Origin of the sequence: Mycolicibacter senuensis, from assembly GCF_003284925.1 — a bacterium.
GTDB lineage: Bacteria > Actinomycetota > Actinomycetes > Mycobacteriales > Mycobacteriaceae > Mycobacterium > Mycobacterium algericum_A.
In genome coordinates, this window is the sequence record NZ_QMEX01000079.1 from 1 (window position 1) to 17,913 (window position 17,913).

Consider the following 17,913-nt stretch of genomic DNA (forward strand, 5'->3'; position numbering starts at 1 on the left):
GACCGCACCTATCACCCGCCCGCCGCGGCGTGCCCGCTGTGCCCGGGCCCGAGCGGGCTGACCAGCGAGGTGCCCGCCCCCGACTACGACGTGGTCGTCTTCGAGAACCGCTTCCCGAGTCTGGCCGGGGCCGGGGCGGCGGTCACCACACCGCCGCCCGACGGCGCCGAGTTCGTCGCCGCACCCGGTCATGGCCGCTGCGAGGTTATCTGCTTCTCGGCCGATCACACCGGCTCGTTCGCCGACCTGAAAGCGGCGCAGGCCCTGCTGGTGGTGCAGGCCTGGCGGCACCGCACCGCCGACCTGCTGAACCGGCCCGGCGTCGAGCAGGTGTTCTGCTTCGAGAACCGCGGCGAGGAGATCGGCGTGACACTGGGCCACCCGCACGGCCAGATCTACGGCTACCCGTATCTGACGCCGCGCACCGCCGCGATGCTGGCCCAGGCACGCGAACACCGAATCGTCCACGGCGGCAACCTGTTCGCCGATCTGCTGGCCGCCGAACTCGCCGACGGCGCCCGCATCGTGGCGCGCAGTGCGCATTTCACCGCGTTCGTGCCGTTCGCGGCGCGCTGGCCGGTGGAGGTACACTTGTATCCGAATCGGCGGCTGCACAACCTGACCGAGCTGACCGAGGCCGAGCTGGCCGACTTCGCGGTGATCTACCGAGATCTGTTGGGCCGCTTCGACCGGATCTACGACGCCCCGCTGCCGTATATGGCCGCGCTGCACCAGTACCGCGCCGAGGGTGTGCAGGCCGACGGTTACTTCCACGTCGAACTGATGTCGATTCGGCGCAGCGCCACCAAGCTGAAATATCTGGCGGCGTCCGAATCGGCGATGGACGCCTTCATCGCCGATGTCACCCCGGAGTCCGTCGCCGAGCGGCTGCGTGCGCTGTGATCAGCTATTCGGCACCCGGCCGGGTCAACCTGATCGGTGAACACACCGACTACAACGGCGGTTTCGCGCTGCCGATCGCGCTGCCGCAACGCACCAGCGTCACCTTCACCCCGTCGGAGACCGACACGCTCACCGTGCTGTCAGATCGCGCCGACGCCTCGGTGCGCATCCCGCTGGACACCACGCCCGGCGGAATCACCGGCTGGGCCGGCTATGTCGCCGGGGTGATCTGGGCGCTGCGTGACAGCGGGGTCGCGGTGCCCGGCGGCGCCATGACGATCAGCAGCGACGTCCCGATCGGTTCGGGCCTGTCGTCGTCGGCGGCGCTGGAATGCGCGGTGCTCGGCGCGCTGATGTCGGCTGCCGGGGTGCGACTCGACCGGGTCGAGCAGGCCCGTATCGGGCAGCGCGCCGAGAACGACTACGTCGGTGCGCCAACGGGATTGCTCGATCAGCTGGCGTCACTGTTCGGGGAGGTTTCCACCGCGGTGCTCATCGACTTCCGTGACCTCGCGGTGCATCCGGTGCCGTTCGACCCGGACGCCTCCGGCGTGACGCTGCTGCTGTTCGACTCCGGTCAGCGCCACGGCCACGTCGACGGGGAGTACGCCGCCCGCCGGGGGGCCTGCGAACGGGCCGCCGCCGCGCTGGGGGTGTCATCGTTGCGCGACGTGCAGCATCGGGGGGTGTCGGTGCTCGACGTCATCAGCGACCCGGTCGATGCGCGACGCGCCCGCCACGTGCTGACCGAGAACGAACGGGTGCTGGATTTCGTTGCCGCCGTGTCGGAGCTGGACTTCGCCGCCGCCGGGGAGTTGTTGACCACATCGCACGCGTCCATGCGCGACGACTTCGAGATCACCACCGGACACCTCGACGTGATCGCCGATGCCGCGGTGGCCGCGGGCGCGCTGGGCGCCCGGATGACCGGCGGCGGATTCGGCGGCTGCGTGATCGCGCTGGTGCCGACCGAGCTCACGCTGCAGGTCGGCGACGCGGTGCGGTCCGCGGTGCTGACGGCCGGTTACGACGAGCCGGAGACCAGCCGGGTCTATGCCGCCGCCGGTGCCGGCTAGCCTCAGATCCGGTAGTCGGGCAGGTCGAAATCGTCGCGCACCGAACCGGCGAGCAGCCTGGTCAGCAGCCGCAGGTTCATCGCCCGGATCGCCAGGTTGCGAAACCACAGCCCGACTCGCGTTCGGGTGGCGAAGAATCCGAGAAACTCTGTCGCGCCGGACTGTTTGGCCTCGATGAACGGCCGCAGCCGATCCTCATAGGCGGCAAACGCCCGTCGGTGATCGCCACCGGTCCGGTGCAACTCCCCGGCCAGCACGTAGGCCTCGGTGATCGCCAGGCCGGTACCCTCGCCGCCGAGCAGCGAGATGCACCCGGCGGCGTCACCGATCAGCAGCACCCGCCCTCGCGACCAGTCCGGCATCCGGACCTGGCTGACCACATCGAAGTACAGGTCGTCAACGGTGTCGACCGCGGCCAGCAGCTGCGCGCTCTCCCAGCCGGCATCTGCGAACCGGTGGTGCAGCACGGCTTTCGGATCCGCGGGAGGCTCAGCCGACGGGTCGCGGAACACGAACAGCACCAGGGTCTGGTCGTCGCGCAGCGCGACGCGGGACACCTGGCGGCCCGGCACCGCGTAGCTGACATACGCCAGTTCGTCACGGGGCCGGTAGCCCTCGACGACGGCAGCGGCCACCTTGCAGCCCAGGTAGTGCTCGAACTCGGCGTGCGCGCCGAACACCAGCCGGCGCACATTGGAGTGCAGCCCGTCCGCACCGATCAGCAGGTCGAACTCGCGTGGCGCGGTGTGGGTGAAGGACACCCGGATGCCGTCGTGGTGTTCGTCGACGGCGGTGATGCTCTCGCCGTAGATCATCTCGACGTCTTCGGCGACGGCGGCGTGAATGGTGGCGGCCAGATCTCCGCGCGGCAAGCTGGTGAAATCGGCGCCGAGCAGATTGCGAAACACGTTGGCGTCCAGCGCTGCCACGGTCCGGCCGTCGGCGTCCACGGAGCGCACGGACTCGATCTGATAGCCCTTGTCGAGCAGCTGCGCCGCGATGCCCATGCGCTGGGCGACGGTGTAGCCGACGCCCCAGAAATCGATCATGTAGCCGCCGGAGCGAAACGCCGGCGCCTTCTCGATCACCGTCGGGGTGTGCCCGATGCGGTGCAGCCAGTACGCCAGCGCCGTTCCGGCGACTCCGGCACCGCTGATCGCGATCCGCATCGGCTCAGATCATCTCGTTGGCCGTCAACCACCGCATCACCGGCCAGCCCACGAACACCGGCAGCCAGCAGGTCAGCACCCGGTAGAGCAGCACCGACGGCACCGCCAGCGCGGCGGGCACACCGAACGCGGCTAGCCCACCGATCAGGGCGGCTTCGACCGCACCCACCCCGCCGGGCGTCGGGGCGGCCGAGGCCAGGGTGCCGCCGACCATCGTCACCACCGTGACGGTGACGAACGAGGTGTTGCCGCCGAACGCCTCCACGCTGGCCCACAACGCCAGTGCCGCACCCAGCGTGGTGCCGGCGGCGCCCAGCACGATCAGTGCCAACCGCTTGGGTTCGCGGGCCAGCTCCATCAGGTCACCGCTGACCTCGCTGAGCCGCGGGCGCAGCGCCGTCGTCAACCATCGGCGCAGGTTGGGCACCAGCAGGAAGATGCCCGCCAGGCCCAGTGCCACACCGGCGATCAGATATAGCATGGTGGCGCTGGGCACGAAGTGGGACAGGTCGGCGCGGGCGCCGGCGGCGGTGGTGAACACCACCAGCAGGATCACGTGCACGATGACCTGCACCGACTGCTGCAACGCCACCGCGGCGGTGGCGCGCAGCGCGCTTAGCCCGCCCTTGACCAGGAACCGGGTGCTCAACGCCAGCCCGCCCACCCCGGCCGGGGTGGTGGTCGCGGCAAACGTGTTGGCCACCTGCATGATCGCCAGGTCGCGGAAGCGGACCGAGCCGTTGGTGCAGGCCCACAGCGCGCCCGCCGCACCGACGTAGGTCAGCGACGACACGATCAGCCCGACGAGCGCCCACGACCAGTTCGCGTTCCGCAGCTGGGAGAAGAACGTCGGGACCTGGCTGATGAACGGGTAGGCGACGTAGACCAGCGCGACCAGCAGCACCAGCTGGATCACCTGGCTGCGGGTCAAGCGGGTGATGGTCTTGGTCTGGATCTCCTGAGTATTGGTCTGGCGCTTGACCTCTTCGCGGGCGGCGGCCATCACCGCACCGGCGTTGGGTACGGCCTTGCGGAGCCGGGCCGGCACCGCCGATTTGGTGAGGCGGCGTGAGGCGGCCAGCACTGCGGTGCGGCCGAAATGCTCGATCGCGGCGTCCACCGCCGCGGCCGGGTCGTACAGCGACGACGTCGTCACCAGCAGCTGGGCGATGTCGGATTGCAGCTGGGCGTCGGTGGCGCCGTACTCGGCGTTGCCGAAACCGCCGAACAGCACCGTGCCGCGCTCGACCGTCATCTCCTTGCTGCGCAGGTCGCCGTGGGAGATCTGCTGGTCATGCAGCCGCCGCAACGACTCCCAGGCGTTGCCCACCGGGATTCGGCTGGTGCAGTCGGCCAGCGGAGTGCCACGCGGCGGGGTGTGCGCGTAGAGCGTCCAGCCGCGGTCGAGGGCGGCCAGCGCCACGATGTCGGTGTTGGCGACCCCGGTCTCGCCGATGGCGATCGCCATCAACGCGCGGTGCTCGACGGCGCGATGCAACGAGGCGTGCAGTGGCGCGGTCTCGGTGGTGCGCAGCCGGAACTTGCGCCACAGTTGGCGTACCGCGCCGCCGCTGCGCTGGTTGGGGCCGTACAACTCGATCAGCACCGGGTGCTCGCCGACGGTGGACAGCACCAGCGGGCCGCGGCCGGCCGGGCGGAGGACCGTCAGTTCAGTGACGGTGCAGCCGCGGCGGGCCAGGCTGCGCACCGCGCCGTCCAGCGGGACCTCGAGGGCGGGGGTACCGACGATCAGGATCACCAGCGCCCCGACGAACCAGCCGACGGCCAGGCCGAGCAGCGAGCGGGCCGGCACGATGGCGCTGACCACCAGGTGGATCGGCACGAACGCCAGCAGCAGCGCCCACCACCAGCGCCGCCAGCGCGCCGGCAGCCACGGCCCGGAGACGGTGAGCATCGCGGCGAGCATGGCGATCCACCGCGGGTCGTCGAGGAACTGGGCCAGTGTGGTGGCCAGCCGTTCGGACAGGTCGAAATGCCAGCTCGGCGCGGCCAGGCCGGTGCTGCGAATCGACAGCGATGCCACGGCGACCAGTCCGGCGATCGCATAGGCCGCCAGCAGTTTCCACCGCCGCGAGACAACCAGGCCGATCAGGATGGCGAACGGCAACGCCACGATGGCGATGCCGTAGGCCAGGTAGACCTGGTTGGCGTGAGTGGGGGAGAGCACCCCGATGATCTGGGACACCGAGCGCTCCAGCGTCACCCATTCGTAGCGGGTGACCAGGGAGCTGGTGATGACCGTCGCGAGGAACAACGCCGCCAGCACCAGGCGCACGATGTCGTTGGTGCGTCGGGTCAGCGGCTGCAGCAGGTTGCCGGTGACGGCGACGTCGCGCCCATCAACTCGCATGATCACTTTCGGTCCGTCTGGTGCCGCAGATTGCGGCTCGCCACAACTTAACCGGTGAGCTGGGGTGGAAGGCTAATTTGTCTGCCGCCTCGCCGCCGCGTGATCGGGGCGGTGTCCCGTGCGTCACTCCCGTCACCGCCGGGGAGTGGTATGAGGTGTGCCCGCCTTTGAGCGACAACAGGGATTATGTCGGCTGGTGAGGGCCGGCATCGGCGCCGAGTTCCCCGGCCTGACGCCAGTTGTCGCGCAGAGGCGGGCACTACTCACATAACCCCCGCGCGGTGACGGCTGTTGCTGCTGAGACGACGGGGTGTGCCGCCGGCCGCGTCACGGATCCCAGCGGTGCGCGCTGGGTCACACCGGGTAGCTGACCCCGGTCATCTTCTCCGACTCCTCCCACAGCCGCCGCCACAGCCGCTGGTCCTGCGACAGCTTGTTCGACGGGCATGGGCCGATCGGGCCGCGGGACTGGTTGAGCTTCGTCGGCCCCCAGTAGGCGTCCGGGTCGGCGTCGGCGACGGTGGCGGCGAACACGATCGACTCGGCGGCCCGCTCGGGGCGCTGGCCCAGCACCGCCAGGCCGTACTTGGCGACCAGGCCGGGCAGCGTCTTGTCGTTGTCGAACAACTCGGTGGCCGACACCCCGGGGTGTACCGCGTAGGAGCGCAGCGGCGAGCCGGCCGCGCGCAGCCGGCGCTGCAGCTCGCGGGCGAACATCAGGTTGGCCAGCTTGGACTGCGCATAGGCCAGGTTGCGCTGGTAGAACCGGTTCTCGTAGTTGAGGTCGTCGATCCAGAACTTCGGGGTCTGCTTGTGCGCGATGCTCGACACCGTCACCACCCGGTCGCCGATGCGGTCCAGCAGCAGCCCGGTCAGCGCGAAGTGGCCCAGGTGGTTGACCCCGAACTGCATCTCGAACCCGTCGACGGTCCGTTTCAGCGGGATGTTCATGATCCCGGCGTTGTTGACCAGCACGTCGAAGCCACCCTGTTGGGCGGCGAAGTCGCGCACCGAGGCCAGGCTGCCCAGATCAAGCGGCGCCACCGTCACGTCGCCGTCGATGCCGTCGGCGATCTGCTGGGCCTTGGCGGTATTGCGGCAGGCCATCACCACGGTGGCGCCGTTGGCGGCCAGGGTGCGGGTGACGACCTCACCCAGGCCGCCGTTGGCGCCGGTGACGACGAAGCTGCGGCCGCGCTGATCCGGGGTGTCTGCGAGTCGGAAAGCCATGGTCGTCACGGTACGCGACGGTCAGCCGACACCTTCGGTGGTCAGCACCACACCCCGCTGGGTGACCACCCGCGTCTGCCCGGCGGCCACGGTCTCCAGATAGCCACACCGCAGCGCCACGCGGACACCGCCGGGCAGGCCGGGGATCGCACAGTGCAGCGCGGCGTCGGGCGCTTCGTGCAGCACCGCGGCCGGCGGATAGCGCAGTGCCCGACGCAGGTCCTGATCGCTGTAGCCCGCCAGCAGTCCCGCGGTGCGGATGGTGCCGTCGATCGCCCACGCCAGGTTGGCGTCCAGGACGCGGATCAGCGCGGCAGACAGCGGCGACGGTTGCGGGGCCAGCCGGGCGAGCAGCTCCGCGGAGTGCCCGGCGTCGTCGGCCACGTCGCACGGCGTGAAGCCCCGGGCGTCGCGCAGGCCGCGCAGCGCACCGCGTTCCAGCAGCGCGGCAACGACTTCGGTCGGTGCGCCGTGCCGGGCGGCCTGGTGCAGCGGGGTGAGCCAGTCGGCGGCGCCGGGCCGCCACTGGTTGACGCTGAGCGCCGGGGTGGCGTCCAGCAGTTCGAACAGCGCCGGCCAGTCACCGGCCTCGGCCGCATCGGCCAGGCGGTGCCCGGCGGTGATGGCGTTCTCCGGAAGCAGGGAGGGTTCCAACACGCCGGGCCAATCTAAGGGTGGTTCGTCCATGGCCCGGAATTTAGCCAGGGGGTCCGACAATAACTATCGATCGTTCGGCAGACCAGAGTTGTCGGTACCCCCCGATAGCCTCACGTCAGCTGTTCTGGATGAAAGGGGCGCGGCATGGACCTTACTGCTGCACAACGTGATCGGGCTTGCGGGGTACTGCTGGCCACGGCCGCCGGCGACGCCCTGGGCGCCGGGTATGAGTTCGACGGCCCCCGCGGGCCCGGTGAGCCGATCGACATGATCGGCGGTGGGCTCGGGCCGTTTGCGCCCGGCGAGTGGACCGACGACACCTCGATGGCCATCGCCATCGCCGAAGTCGCGGCCACCGGCGCCGAGCTGCGCTTCGCGGCCGCGCTGGACGCCGTCGTCGCCCGCTGGCTGGAGTGGTCTCGCGGCGCCAAAGACGTCGGCGTGCAGACCCGTTCGGTGCTCTCGGCGGCCGGCCGGCGCGGCATCAGCGCGCAGACCGCGTGGCAGGAGTCCCGGGAACTGCATGAGCGCACCGGTCGTAGCGCGGGCAACGGGTCGCTGATGCGCACCGCGCCGGTGGCGCTGGCCTTCCTCGACGACGACACCGCGCTGGTCGCGGCGGCCCGCAGCGTCAGCGAGCTCACCCACTACGACCCGGACGCCGGAGACGCCTGCGTGCTGTGGTGCGCCACGATCCGGCATGCGGTGCTGACCGGGCAGCTCGACGTGCGCATCGGGCTGCACCACCTCGAGCCGGCGCGCCGGCAACGCTGGGCGCAGCGCCTCGATGAGGCCGAAAACGCCCAGCCGGGTGCGTTTTCGCACAACAACGGCTGGGTGGTCGCGGCGTTGCAGGGCGCCTGGTCGGCGATCATCACGACACCGGTTCCCGACGAGGACCCGGCCGCTGAGGTGTTCCGCGCCGATCACCTGCGGTTGGCGTTGGAGGCCGCGGTGCGTGGTGGCGGCGACACCGACACGGTCGCCGCGATCGCCGGCGGCGTGCTGGGCGCGCTGCACGGCGCCTCGGCGGTGCCGTCGGACTGGCGGCTGCAGCTCAGCGGCTGGCCCGGACTGCGAGCCCGCGACCTGATCCAGCTGGCCGACCAGATCCTCGCCAAGGGCACCCCCGATGCGTTCGACTACAGCTATGGCGGCTACCCCTAGGCCCGTCATCGCGTCGCGCACCCCCACGACGACAAGGTGTGGATCGGCGGTGTCGGCGCGCTGCGGCGGCTGCCCGACGAGATCGATGCGGTGGTGTCGCTGTGCGTGCGGTGCTACAGGGCTCGTCGCCGAACACCGACTTCCGGGCGGCGCTGGCCAGGCTGGATCGGTAAGACCTGTCGGTGGTCACCGGTAGCGTCGGTTTACCAGCACTTCCCCACGGGGGCTTGAGATATCGGGAGGTCAGCAATGTCGCAGTCGGCAGTCACCCGCGTCGTTCTGCTCGGGGACAACGACACCACGGCCCACCGGGCCGAGTTGGCGCGGGAGGCCGCCAAACAGCACTGCATCATCGTCGAGGCGTTCGGGTTCGACGAGGGAGAACCCGTTGGCACCGATGACCTGACCGAGATCGATGCCGTGGTCGCCGCGCTGGGCCGCGCGATCGCCGGGCGGATGGACGTCTGGGTGCCGTTCCCGGGCCCGGACTTCATTCGGGAACAGCACCTGCGGCGGCTGAGCCTGGTGTTGCAGCGTCACGGCCTGAACGTGCGGCTGACCCGGGGGCTGTACCCGGCGCCGACGGACGGCGGCATGAACGAGATCGACTTCGCGTTGCGGCGCGAGGTTCAAGCCGTCGACAGCCTGGATCAGGCGGCGCTGGCCGCCGAGGGCGTCAAGAGCCTGGGACGGGAGATCGAGCTGGCGCTGGTTAAGGCCGGCGGTCGAGAGTCGGTGCGGCGCACGGCCGACGGGGGCCGGGCGACCATGCACCCGGTGCCGCCGATGTTGCCGTCGCCCGCGGTGCCGTGGCCGGAGCGCAAGCGGCAGGTCAAGCGGTACGCGGGCTGGCTGGTGCAGGGCTGCGGTGTCACCCAGGCGGCCACCGCGCGGGTGCTCAACTCCGCGGGGCAGCGCACCCCGACCGGTCGGCTCTGGAAGCCCGGCACGGTGTCGAAGCTGCTGGCCGGCAAGTACGACGACCCGAGGCGGCCCGGGGACTTCAGACCAGATGCGGTAGCCGGGTGATCACCCGGGATACACGATCGGCAGGAAGATCAGGGCGTAGACCAATCCACTGATCAACACGGCCAGGCCGCACCCGCCGGTCGCCAAGCCCAGACCGCGCCGACGAGGCGAGTCGGTGCCCAGCAATCTCGCGCCGATCAGCAATGAGGCCGCGGTCGTCAGTATGGCTGCGAGCGCTATCACGATGGGAACCCCAGTGTGGTCGACGACCGGAGTTTGTCCCAGCAGCCAACCGACACCGAACCAGACCGCCAAGACCGGCTGCACGACGACCGGTGATGATCGGGTGGCGATCCGCCAAACATCGCTGTCCTGCACCCGGATTCGGGTGAACATCGTATTGAGCATGCCTGAGCGCCCCTTAGTCCAGTAGCAGGTAGATCAAGCCGGCCGGGATGAGCGCGATCACGATCGTCAACGGTGTCGCGAGGTAGCCCGCAAGGATCCCTCGGCCTGCCTGCCCGATCTCATCGGGCAGCTGGCTCATGAACAGCCCCATCGGCAACACGACGGCCGAGGCGATTGCGAAGAAGAACAGGTTGGCGATCCACAACGGCAGCCACACCCAGGTGGCGGTCTCCACGATCACGATGGTGGCCAGCGCGGCGACCAGGCTTCGCGGGCCGTAGCGATCTGTCGGGGTTGGGGCGGTCATGGGTAGAAGTTATCCCTTCGGGAGCGGCTGGAAGGCTCAGCCGTGCTGTCCGGATGTCGAGGAGACCGACGGCGGCGCGTACACCGGTCCGAAATCAGTGGCTGCGTCGCCGAACGGGGCGAACGCGGAGCTACCGACACCGATCTCGTGATGGGCCGGCAGATTCAATGCCGGGCCGAGGCTGCGTCCGGACCGGGCCGGATCGATCAACACGGTGTGGGTGCTGCCATCGGGCAGATCCTGATAGATCTCCAGCGACGGATAGTTCGTCCGTGTCCCGTCGACATAGACACCGCCGTGCCCGGGGGTGAACACCAGATCCCCGTTGACGCTGGGCCGGTTTTCGCGCAGTGGGCCATGGGCGTCGGTAACGAACGCGGGCACCAACGGGTTGCCGGCGTCGTATTTGATGCGTACCGAGCCGTCCGGGGCCTGCGCGATACTGCCCTGCGGAACACCGACTTTCACCCTCCCGGGGCCACCGCTGTCGTTGAGCTCGACGGACGGATTTTGCCGCATCACCACGATGCCGTTGTCGTAGTCGATGTAGGTGGTGACCTTGGTGTTTTCGGGATCGAAGTTCGGATTGGGGCCACGTTCATTGCCGAAGTCACGCTTCCACGGCGGAAGACTGGTGACATCGCGTTGCGGGATCCACTGCGACGCGCGCACCACCCCCTGCCCGGGTACCGGATCGATCCGTGCCACGCGGATCTCGGATTCCACGCCCTGGAACTTGGGATCGTAGGTGGTCGGATCGAGTGCGGCAGCCGTCGCCCAATCAGAGGCCGAGACCGGGTCGCGGCCGAAGACCTGCCGGAAGGCGTCGATCTGATTGAGACGACGTTCGTCGGTCCCGCCCGGGGATTTCTTGACGGTGTGGTCGACGGCCTGGACGCCGGGCGCGCGCGGCCCCTCGACGGTGTAGCCGCCGCCCAGCGACCGCACCGCCGCCGCACGGGCGTGGCTGTCGGCCACGGTGTCGGCGATCACCCGGTGGATGTCGCGGGTCTTGATGGTCAGGAACTGTTGGAACTGGCGGGCGCCGGCGGGGGTATCCAGCGCCAGCGCTTGCTGATTGGCCAGCGCTTCGCGGATCTCGGCCTCGATGTCGTCGAGTCGTCGGCGCCCGCGCAGCGCCACCTGCGCCGCATCCCGCAGCGTCGCGACGAACGCCCGGTCCAGCTGCGTCGTCGTGCGCAGCCGGGTGGCTAGCGCGGCCTCACGATCTCGCGCGGCGTCGGCATGGGCACCGAGTTCCTCGGGCATACTCGGGGACGCTAGTTCAACCGGGCCGATCGCGGTATTCACCCCGGCGACGCTCAGTCCTTGAAATACACCAGCTGATGGCTGCTGGTCAGCAGCGCACCGTCGCGTGACCACAGGTGTGCGCTCTGGTCGAAGTAGCCGCGCGAGAAGCCGTTGGCGTGGGCGCTACCCAGCACGAAGTCGCCGCCCACGGCCTCGACCTGCGCCTTGTCGGCGTGGAAGTAGGTGGTCAGCGAGATGGTGCCGGCCGGGAGGAAGCTACCGCGGCGCAGGAACACCCGCGGATAGAAGATGTCGGACACCGCGGCCAGCGCGGCGAAATCCAGCGGCCGCTGCTCGGCATCGCGCACCCACAGCGTGGTGGTCGACGAGTCGCTGGGCACCCCCTCCTCGGGAATCGGGCCTTGCGTGAAGCGCATGTCGTAGCGCTTGGCCCAGACGATGAACTCGATGAAGTCACTGCGCGGGAGATCCTCGGGCGCAGGGGATTTCGGTGAGAAGGCCTCAATGTCGGCCCAGGTGTCGCGGTGCAGGCCGAACACCGCGGTGGCGGTGGTCTTGACCTCGTCACCCTGCCGCAGCTCCAGGATCCAGTGCTGGTTGCTGCGGTTGGTGCGCGGTGCCCGCAGCGCGATGTCGAACTCGCCGTCGGCGATGGGCGCGGCGTAGTTGACCGTCAACGCCAGCGGGTCACCGATGCGGTCGGGATGGGTCTCAACGGCGCGCAGCAGCACCGCCGCGGTGATCCCGCCGAACGGCCCGACCATGTTGGCCCACGCCGGTTGGGTGGCACCGCGGTACGTCGCGGTATCGACGGGTTCCAGGTGTATGGCGCGGTCGAAGGGGTGTGCGGTCACGGGGAATCCTTCGGGGTGGGCGGAACGATCTTCGGTCACGCTATCGCGCGTTTCCGATCCTGCTCAGTCCGGATTGACCGCCGTGACCACCCAGGTGTGCCCGGGGAATTTCACCACCCCGTCGACGCGGTGTCGGCGCAGCTCGCCGCGCAGCTCCTCGACGACCCCGTCCCAGCCGGCGTCGGCCAGGATGGCCCGCATCTGCTCGGCGTTGCCGAAGGCCGCGGTAGCAATGAGGAGTCTCCCTCAGTACGCCGACACCGCATTCTCCGTCGCCCAACGCTTCTCGGCCGCCGACCCGCCCGGCGGCGGGATCAGCCCGTTGATCATCCACATATCCTCACTGGTCTCGTCGACGTGGAACTCCCAGTGCAGACCCGGATGCCGATCGAAAAACGGCGCCAGAATCTTCTGGATCCCCGCGGCGATCCGCTGCCGGGTCTGCTTGTCGCCGGCGCGGCGGGCGATGTGATCGATGACGATGCGCACCCCGACCGGGGTCGGCTCACCACCGACATACAGATCCTCGGGGGCCGTCTCGTGGAACAGCGTGACCACGTAGAAACGCGGCAGCCCGACCCGCTCGTAGTAATCGGTGATGCGCGAGGCCAGCTCGCGCTTGTCGGCAGCACTGAAGACTCCCGGGGTGTGGTGAATCGTCCACAGCGGCATGGCGGTTCCGTTCTCGATGGGCGGGCGTTCAGACCGGCAGGGTGACGGCCAGGTTTTCGACCGGGCCCGACAGGGCTGCCTTGACGTCGACGCTGATGTCATCGGCGAGCACCTCCAGAGCCCCGTCCTCCACGCCGTCGACGATGCGGCGGGCCACCTCGGCCGCGCTGGTCTTGTCCGCGGCGATCTCCGAGACCATGTCGGTGTCGATGAACCCGGCGTGCACGCCGACCACCTGCGTGTGCTGCGCCGCCAGCTCGGAGCGCAGCGAGTTGGTCGCCGACCAGATGGCGGCCTTGGACGCCCCGTAGGCCCCGGCGCCGCTCAGCCACGACAGCACCGAATGCATATTGACCAACGCGCCGCCGCCGTTGGCCGCCAGGATCGGGGCGAAGGCGCGCGCGACGCGCAGCGGCCCGAACACGTTGATGTCGAACGTGTCGGTCAAGTCGTCGAACCCGCCGCCCAGCAGCGAGCCGGGGTGCAGGATGCCGGCGTTGTTGAACACGATCTCGGCGTCGGTGGCGGTGCGCGCCAGCGCAGCCACCGACTCGGCCGAGCGCACATCGAGGGCATGGGGCACCACCTGGGGCCGGTCATCGGCGAATGCCGACCGGCCAGTCGAGTACACCTTGGCCGCCCCGCGGGCCAGCACTTCGTCGACCAGTGCCGCGCCGAGCCCGCGGCGTCCCCCGGTGACGACAACCACCTTTCCTTGTACTGCGACCATCTCGACACCCTCTTCCAGCTAGATAACGAATACGTTAGTCAGATGGAACCACGAATTGCTGGATAACGCAAGCGTTAGTCACGTAGGATGTCGGCATGGAGTTCGAGCCCCGCCTGCGCGACCGCACCCGCTGGTCGATCGGTGAGGGCTGCTCGATGACGAAGCTGCTCAATGTGCTGAGCACCAAGACGGCGTTCTTGGTGCTGCGCGAATGTTTCTACGGCACAACCCGCTTCGAGGACTTCACCGAGCGGATCGGGGCCTCCGCGCCGGCGGTGTCCCGGGCGCTCAAGCAGCTCGAAGCCGCCCAGATCATCACCCGGGTGCCGTATCAGGAGTGCGGCAAGCGGGTCCGCGACGAGTACCGGCTGACCCCGGCCGGGGAGGATCTGCTGCCGGTCCTGGTGGCGCTGGTGCAGTGGGGCGACAACTACCTGCAGGACAGTGGCCCGCCGCTGGAACTTGTCGCCGCCGGCACCCAGCGCCGCATCGGGGTGCGCGTCACCGACGACCTGGACGCCCCGTCGATCGAGCCCGAAGACATCCAGATCCGGCTGCCTGCCCAGCGCCGCTCACCCTGAGCGGTCAGACCCCGCTCGTAGCGTGCAGGCCGCCCTCGGGTTCGCCGGTTATCTGCTGGCGCCGTGGACCGCGGTCCCGACGCGCTGCCCCATGCCCGTGGCACCGTCGCGATGGACCCGGTCATCCCACTGACCCCAAGCCCCCACCAAAACCCTTGCCGCTACCCCCAATAGGCCATCCGGTAATGTTCGGCAAATAACCTAGCGGCGAAGGAGCGCCCCAGATGGTGGCATCCGACCAGGTGGCCGGCCGGTCCTCGGCTGCCGTCTCGGAATGGTTGCGCGACCCGGGCCGGCTGCTGTGGACGATCACCGCGCTGAGCTGGGTGGCGCTGCTGGCGGCTGGGCACCACCATGACGGCCTCATCGCCGGCGGTAATCGGCCGGAATCGGTAGTGGGCATTGCGGTCTCCGTCGCGCTGCTGGCCGCAGCCTGGCTGGAGATGACCGCGGCGATGATGCTGCCGACGACCATTCCGATGGTGCGGATGTTCACCGTCGTCAGCGCCCGCGCGCCGCGCACCGCCGCGGTGCGCACCGCCTTTCTCGCCGGATACTTCGCGCTGTGGCTGGCGTTCGCGCTGGCCGCAGTCGCGGTGGGCGGCGCGCTGCGGGCCTGGGTGCCACCGGCACAGTTGAGCTGGATCGCCGCCCGGCCGCACCTGGCGCTCGCCGCGGTGCTGGCGATCGCCGGCGTCTTCCAACTCACCCCGCTCAAGGACCGCTGTCTGACCCAGTGTCGCGACCCGCGGGCCTTCCTGTTCGCGCACTACCGCCGTGGGATTCGGGGCGCCTGGAACCTGGGGCTGCGCCACGGCCTGTCCTGTCTGGGCTGCTGCTGGGCGCTGATGCTGATCATGTTCGGCACCGGACTGGGCAACGTGCTGGCCATGCTGGCGCTCACCGCGGTGATGCTGATCGAGAAGACCGCATCCTGGGGCCGGCGCATCGTCACCCCGGTCGGGGTCGCCTTGGTGATCGCCGCTGGATTGGTGGGCATCTTCGGCAACCACTTGCCCGGCTGGGGATTGTATGAACCACTGCAGTCGTCGACCGGCACGCACCATCACTGAAAAGGAGAACAACGTGGGATACCAGCTCAACGGCCGCATGGCCGAGGTGTGCAGCTGTAAGTCGTTGTGCCCGTGCACCATCGGTGAGAACGCCGACGGCAACAACTGCGGGTTCAACTGGGTGTTCCACATCGATCGCGGCCAGATCAACGGCATCGACGTCTCGGGGCTCAATCTGGGGTTGCTGGGACATCACGCCGACAACATCTTCGACGTCAACACCCGGGTATTCGTCATCGTCGACGACCGCGCCGACGACACCCAGCAGGAGGCACTGGTCACGGCGTTCACCGGTCAGGCGGGCGGCCCGCTGGCCGACCTGGCCGGCCTGGTCAAGGAGATCGTCGGAGTGACCCGCGCGCCCATCGAGTTCGACGTCGACAAGGGCAGCGGCACGTTCAAGGTGGACGGGGTGTTCGAGGCCACGGTGGAGGGATTCCGCGGCAAGGACGGCTCACACACCACGCTGAACAACACCGCGCTCGGCCACGTCTACGGCAGCCTGACATACCCGGGCAAGGTCATTCGGCACCGGGTGACCGACACCGAACACGGCTTGCAGTTCCGGGGACGCCAGTCGACCCAGACCGAGTTCAGCTTCGCGTCCTGAGCCGCGTTTCATGGACCTCTACGAATCGCACCTGGTGCGCCGTGAGCTGATCGCCGAGGGCACCATGGCGTTCTACTTCGCCAAGCCCGACGGCTATGACTACCAGCCCGGCCAGTCATTCCAGCTGACCCTGATCGACCCGCCGCCCACCGACGACAGCAAGGGCCCGACGCGGGAGTTCACCATCGCCAGCGCCCCCCACCAAGACGAGCTGATGGTGGCGATGCGGCTGCGCGACTCTGCGTTCAAGGAGCTGCTCAAGGAAGCCCCGCCGGGGTCCACGGTCACCATCAGCGAGGCCGACGGAGATCTGGTGTTGCACCGCGACGCCGCGCGCCCAGCGGTGTTGCTGGCCGGCGGAATCGGCATCACCCCGTTCCTGTCGATCACACGGCACGCCGTGCACGCGTCGCTGCAGCACCCGATCCGCCTTTTCTACTCCAACTGGCGTCGGGAACTGGCGGCGTTCCTGCCCGAACTCGAACAGATGCAGCAGGCCAATCCGAACTTTCGGCTGATCGCCACGATGACAGAGCCGCACGCGTCGGCGCAGCCGTGGGCGGGGGAGACCGGCGAGATCAGCGTCGAGTTGCTGCGCCGGCATCTCGACGATCTGATGAGTCCGGTGTATTACCTGGCCGGACCGCCCGCGATGACGCTGGCGATGCTGGACATGTTGCAGGAGGCCGGCGTCGACGACGCCGCCATCAAATCCGCGGAGTTCTACGGTTACTGATACCGGCCGGTCACGGTGATGCCGATGACGTTGCGGTGACCACCCAGGTGTGTCCGGGAAACCTCACCACCCCGTCGACGCGGTGTCGGCGTAGCTCGTCGCGCAGCTCCTCGACGAGCGCGGCCCAGCCGTGCTCGCCGAGTCGGTCCGCCAGCTCGGTGCGGGCCTGCTGCCCGGTGCGGTTGGACAGGATCATCGTCAGGCGTTCCTCGACGCCGTCGCTGCCGTCGATGCCGAAGTTGCAGACCCCGTCGAACGCCTCCACCGCGATGTCGCTCCAGCCGGCCTCGGCCAGGATCTCGCGTATCCGCTCAGCGTTGCCGAAGGCCAGCGGGCCCGGTTCGCTGGGATCGGCTGGTGCAGGCGGTGATTCCAGTCTCGCCGCCAAGACGTCGACACCCATGGAGAACATCGGGTTGTCGCCTTCGCGCCAGCACACGAACGCCAACCGGGCACCCGGCGCCGCCGCGCGGCGAATGTTGACGAACGCCGCCACCGGGTCGTCGAAGAACATCACCCCGAACCGCGAAATGACCCGGTCGAATGCCGCCCCGGCCGTCAGCAGATCCAGTGTCTGGGCGTCGCCGAGCAGCACGGTGGCTTCGGGTACCCGTTGGCGTGCCGCGGCCACCATCGGCTCGGAGATATCGACCCCGACGGGAGTCGCCCCCAGCGCCGCCGTCCGCTGCAGTAACGTGCCGGAGCCGCAACCGATGTCGAGGACCCTGGCGGTGGGTCTGATGTCGGCGGCCCGGATGACCGCGTCGGCGAACGGCGCCAATACCGCCTCGAAGATCGCCGCGTGATCGACCCAGTCCACGCCTTGGGCCGCCCAGGACTGCTGCTGTTCCTCGTTCGCCATGGTCCTCAAGCCTAGGGTGCCGCACGGTTTAGCCTGATAGCCGTGCATGGCGAGGCGTTCTACACCCAGACCGGGCCTGGACAGTTCGACAGCTCAGCGCTGACCGCCGGGCCGTGGAGCCCGGACAGCCAGCACGGCGGGCCGCCGTCGGCGCTGCTGGCCCGCGAGATGGAGCACCATCAGCCGCGCGAGGGGCACCGGCTGGCGCGGGTCAGCATCGACATCTTGACGCCGGTGCCGGTGGCACCGCTGAGCATCAGCGTGGC

General features: G+C 69.2%; 20 protein-coding genes and 1 pseudogene. 9 read left to right on the forward strand and 12 right to left on the reverse strand.

The window, feature by feature from the left end:
• Together galT and DQP56_RS16330 are read left to right on the forward strand one after the other, a co-directional pair.
• Positions 1–903 (forward strand): galactose-1-phosphate uridylyltransferase (gene galT / locus DQP56_RS16325; protein WP_112687145.1); only part of this gene is annotated, 903 nt, incomplete at its 5' end.
• A complete protein-coding gene (locus tag DQP56_RS16330) occupies positions 900–1,979 on the forward strand; it encodes a galactokinase (protein ID WP_112687147.1) in 1,080 nt (359 codons plus the stop codon). The genes galT and DQP56_RS16330, both read left to right, overlap by 4 nt.
• A gap of 2 nt (positions 1,980–1,981) precedes the next feature.
• Here the strand turns inward: DQP56_RS16330 and DQP56_RS16335 are convergent, their stop codons facing one another.
• From DQP56_RS16335 to DQP56_RS16350, 4 genes are all read right to left on the reverse strand, one after another.
• Positions 1,982–3,148, reverse strand: coding sequence for an FAD-binding domain (locus tag DQP56_RS16335; RefSeq protein WP_112687149.1), 1,167 nt, complete (start codon positions 3,146–3,148; stop codon positions 1,982–1,984).
• Positions 3,149–3,152: 4 nt separating this feature from the next.
• The gene (locus DQP56_RS16340) at positions 3,153–5,519 is read right to left on the reverse strand and encodes a lysylphosphatidylglycerol synthase transmembrane domain-containing protein (protein WP_112687179.1); all 2,367 of its coding nucleotides are present in this window, start codon (positions 5,517–5,519) and stop codon (positions 3,153–3,155) included.
• 354 nt (positions 5,520–5,873) lie between these two features.
• Positions 5,874–6,749, reverse strand: coding sequence for an oxidoreductase (locus DQP56_RS16345; protein ID WP_112687151.1), 876 nt, complete (start codon positions 6,747–6,749; stop codon positions 5,874–5,876).
• Between the two features lie 21 nt (positions 6,750–6,770).
• Positions 6,771–7,406 (reverse strand): ankyrin repeat domain-containing protein, encoded by a 636-nt coding sequence (locus tag DQP56_RS16350; protein WP_205868897.1) that lies wholly within the window; start codon positions 7,404–7,406, stop codon positions 6,771–6,773.
• 144 nt (positions 7,407–7,550) lie between these two features.
• Here DQP56_RS16350 and DQP56_RS16355 point away from each other — a divergent pair.
• Both DQP56_RS16355 and DQP56_RS16360 read left to right on the forward strand, forming a co-directional pair.
• Positions 7,551–8,678: pseudogene (locus tag DQP56_RS16355) on the forward strand (ADP-ribosylglycohydrolase family protein); the annotation flags it as partial.
• 144 nt (positions 8,679–8,822) lie between these two features.
• Positions 8,823–9,602, forward strand: a complete 780-nt coding sequence (locus tag DQP56_RS16360) for a hypothetical protein (protein ID WP_112687157.1) — start codon at positions 8,823–8,825, stop codon at positions 9,600–9,602.
• Here DQP56_RS16360 and DQP56_RS16365 read toward each other — a convergent pair whose 3' ends face one another.
• From DQP56_RS16365 to DQP56_RS16390, 7 genes are all read right to left on the reverse strand, one after another.
• Entirely contained in the window at positions 9,603–9,938 is a 336-nt protein-coding gene (locus DQP56_RS16365) for a hypothetical protein (RefSeq protein ID WP_234825702.1), read from the reverse strand.
• Positions 9,939–9,963: 25 nt separating this feature from the next.
• Positions 9,964–10,257: a hypothetical protein gene (locus DQP56_RS16370; protein ID WP_112687161.1), complete on the reverse strand. Its 294-nt coding sequence runs from the start codon at positions 10,255–10,257 to the stop codon at positions 9,964–9,966.
• A gap of 36 nt (positions 10,258–10,293) precedes the next feature.
• Positions 10,294–11,526 carry a DUF4226 domain-containing protein gene (locus tag DQP56_RS16375; protein WP_112687163.1) on the reverse strand — a complete coding sequence of 411 codons (1,233 nt, stop codon included), beginning with the start codon at positions 11,524–11,526 and terminating at the stop codon, positions 10,294–10,296.
• A gap of 53 nt (positions 11,527–11,579) precedes the next feature.
• Entirely contained in the window at positions 11,580–12,383 is an 804-nt protein-coding gene (locus DQP56_RS16380; protein WP_112687181.1) for an acyl-CoA thioesterase, read from the reverse strand.
• 63 nt (positions 12,384–12,446) lie between these two features.
• Entirely contained in the window at positions 12,447–12,584 is a 138-nt protein-coding gene (locus tag DQP56_RS24775) for a hypothetical protein (RefSeq protein WP_165825039.1), read from the reverse strand.
• A gap of 45 nt (positions 12,585–12,629) precedes the next feature.
• The gene (locus DQP56_RS16385; RefSeq protein ID WP_112687165.1) at positions 12,630–13,055 is read right to left on the reverse strand and encodes a tautomerase family protein; all 426 of its coding nucleotides are present in this window, start codon (positions 13,053–13,055) and stop codon (positions 12,630–12,632) included.
• A 28-nt stretch (positions 13,056–13,083) separates the two neighbouring features.
• Positions 13,084–13,785 (reverse strand): SDR family oxidoreductase, encoded by a 702-nt coding sequence (locus DQP56_RS16390; protein WP_112687167.1) that lies wholly within the window; start codon positions 13,783–13,785, stop codon positions 13,084–13,086.
• A gap of 95 nt (positions 13,786–13,880) precedes the next feature.
• Between DQP56_RS16390 and DQP56_RS16395 the strand changes: the two genes are divergently transcribed.
• From DQP56_RS16395 to DQP56_RS16410, 4 genes are all read left to right on the forward strand, one after another.
• A complete protein-coding gene (locus DQP56_RS16395) occupies positions 13,881–14,366 on the forward strand; it encodes a winged helix-turn-helix transcriptional regulator (RefSeq protein ID WP_112687169.1) in 486 nt (161 codons plus the stop codon).
• A gap of 224 nt (positions 14,367–14,590) precedes the next feature.
• On the forward strand, positions 14,591–15,439 hold the full coding sequence (locus tag DQP56_RS16400) for a DUF2182 domain-containing protein (RefSeq protein WP_112687171.1): 849 nt from the start codon (positions 14,591–14,593) through the stop codon (positions 15,437–15,439).
• 13 nt (positions 15,440–15,452) lie between these two features.
• Positions 15,453–16,049 (forward strand): DUF1326 domain-containing protein, encoded by a 597-nt coding sequence (locus DQP56_RS16405; protein ID WP_165825040.1) that lies wholly within the window; start codon positions 15,453–15,455, stop codon positions 16,047–16,049.
• A 10-nt stretch (positions 16,050–16,059) separates the two neighbouring features.
• Entirely contained in the window at positions 16,060–16,785 is a 726-nt protein-coding gene (locus DQP56_RS16410; protein ID WP_112687175.1) for a ferredoxin--NADP reductase, read from the forward strand.
• Between the two features lie 10 nt (positions 16,786–16,795).
• Here DQP56_RS16410 and DQP56_RS16415 read toward each other — a convergent pair whose 3' ends face one another.
• The gene (locus DQP56_RS16415; RefSeq protein WP_112687177.1) at positions 16,796–17,647 is read right to left on the reverse strand and encodes a class I SAM-dependent methyltransferase; all 852 of its coding nucleotides are present in this window, start codon (positions 17,645–17,647) and stop codon (positions 16,796–16,798) included.
• Between the two features lie 42 nt (positions 17,648–17,689).
• Between DQP56_RS16415 and DQP56_RS16420 the strand changes: the two genes are divergently transcribed.
• On the forward strand, positions 17,690–17,913 hold a 224-nt coding region (locus DQP56_RS16420), incomplete at its 3' end, for an acyl-CoA thioesterase domain-containing protein (protein WP_165825041.1).

Coding starts and splice junctions, on each gene's coding strand:
- DQP56_RS16335 (WP_112687149.1), bottom strand. CDS start 3,148: ATGCGGATCGCGATCAGCGGTGCCGGAGTCGCCGGAACGGCGCTGGCG.
- DQP56_RS16340 (WP_112687179.1), bottom strand. CDS start 5,519: ATGCGAGTTGATGGGCGCGACGTCGCCGTCACCGGCAACCTGCTGCAG.
- DQP56_RS16345 (WP_112687151.1), bottom strand. CDS start 6,749: ATGGCTTTCCGACTCGCAGACACCCCGGATCAGCGCGGCCGCAGCTTC.
- DQP56_RS16360 (WP_112687157.1), top strand. CDS start 8,823: ATGTCGCAGTCGGCAGTCACCCGCGTCGTTCTGCTCGGGGACAACGAC.
- DQP56_RS16365 (WP_234825702.1), bottom strand. CDS start 9,938: ATGTTCACCCGAATCCGGGTGCAGGACAGCGATGTTTGGCGGATCGCC.
- DQP56_RS16370 (WP_112687161.1), bottom strand. CDS start 10,257: ATGACCGCCCCAACCCCGACAGATCGCTACGGCCCGCGAAGCCTGGTC.
- DQP56_RS16375 (WP_112687163.1), bottom strand. CDS start 11,526: ATGCCCGAGGAACTCGGTGCCCATGCCGACGCCGCGCGAGATCGTGAG.
- DQP56_RS24775 (WP_165825039.1), bottom strand. CDS start 12,584: ATGCGGGCCATCCTGGCCGACGCCGGCTGGGACGGGGTCGTCGAGGAG.
- DQP56_RS16385 (WP_112687165.1), bottom strand. CDS start 13,055: ATGCCGCTGTGGACGATTCACCACACCCCGGGAGTCTTCAGTGCTGCC.
- DQP56_RS16390 (WP_112687167.1), bottom strand. CDS start 13,785: ATGGTCGCAGTACAAGGAAAGGTGGTTGTCGTCACCGGGGGACGCCGC.
- DQP56_RS16395 (WP_112687169.1), top strand. CDS start 13,881: ATGGAGTTCGAGCCCCGCCTGCGCGACCGCACCCGCTGGTCGATCGGT.
- DQP56_RS16400 (WP_112687171.1), top strand. CDS start 14,591: ATGGTGGCATCCGACCAGGTGGCCGGCCGGTCCTCGGCTGCCGTCTCG.
- DQP56_RS16410 (WP_112687175.1), top strand. CDS start 16,060: ATGGACCTCTACGAATCGCACCTGGTGCGCCGTGAGCTGATCGCCGAG.
- DQP56_RS16415 (WP_112687177.1), bottom strand. CDS start 17,647: ATGGCGAACGAGGAACAGCAGCAGTCCTGGGCGGCCCAAGGCGTGGAC.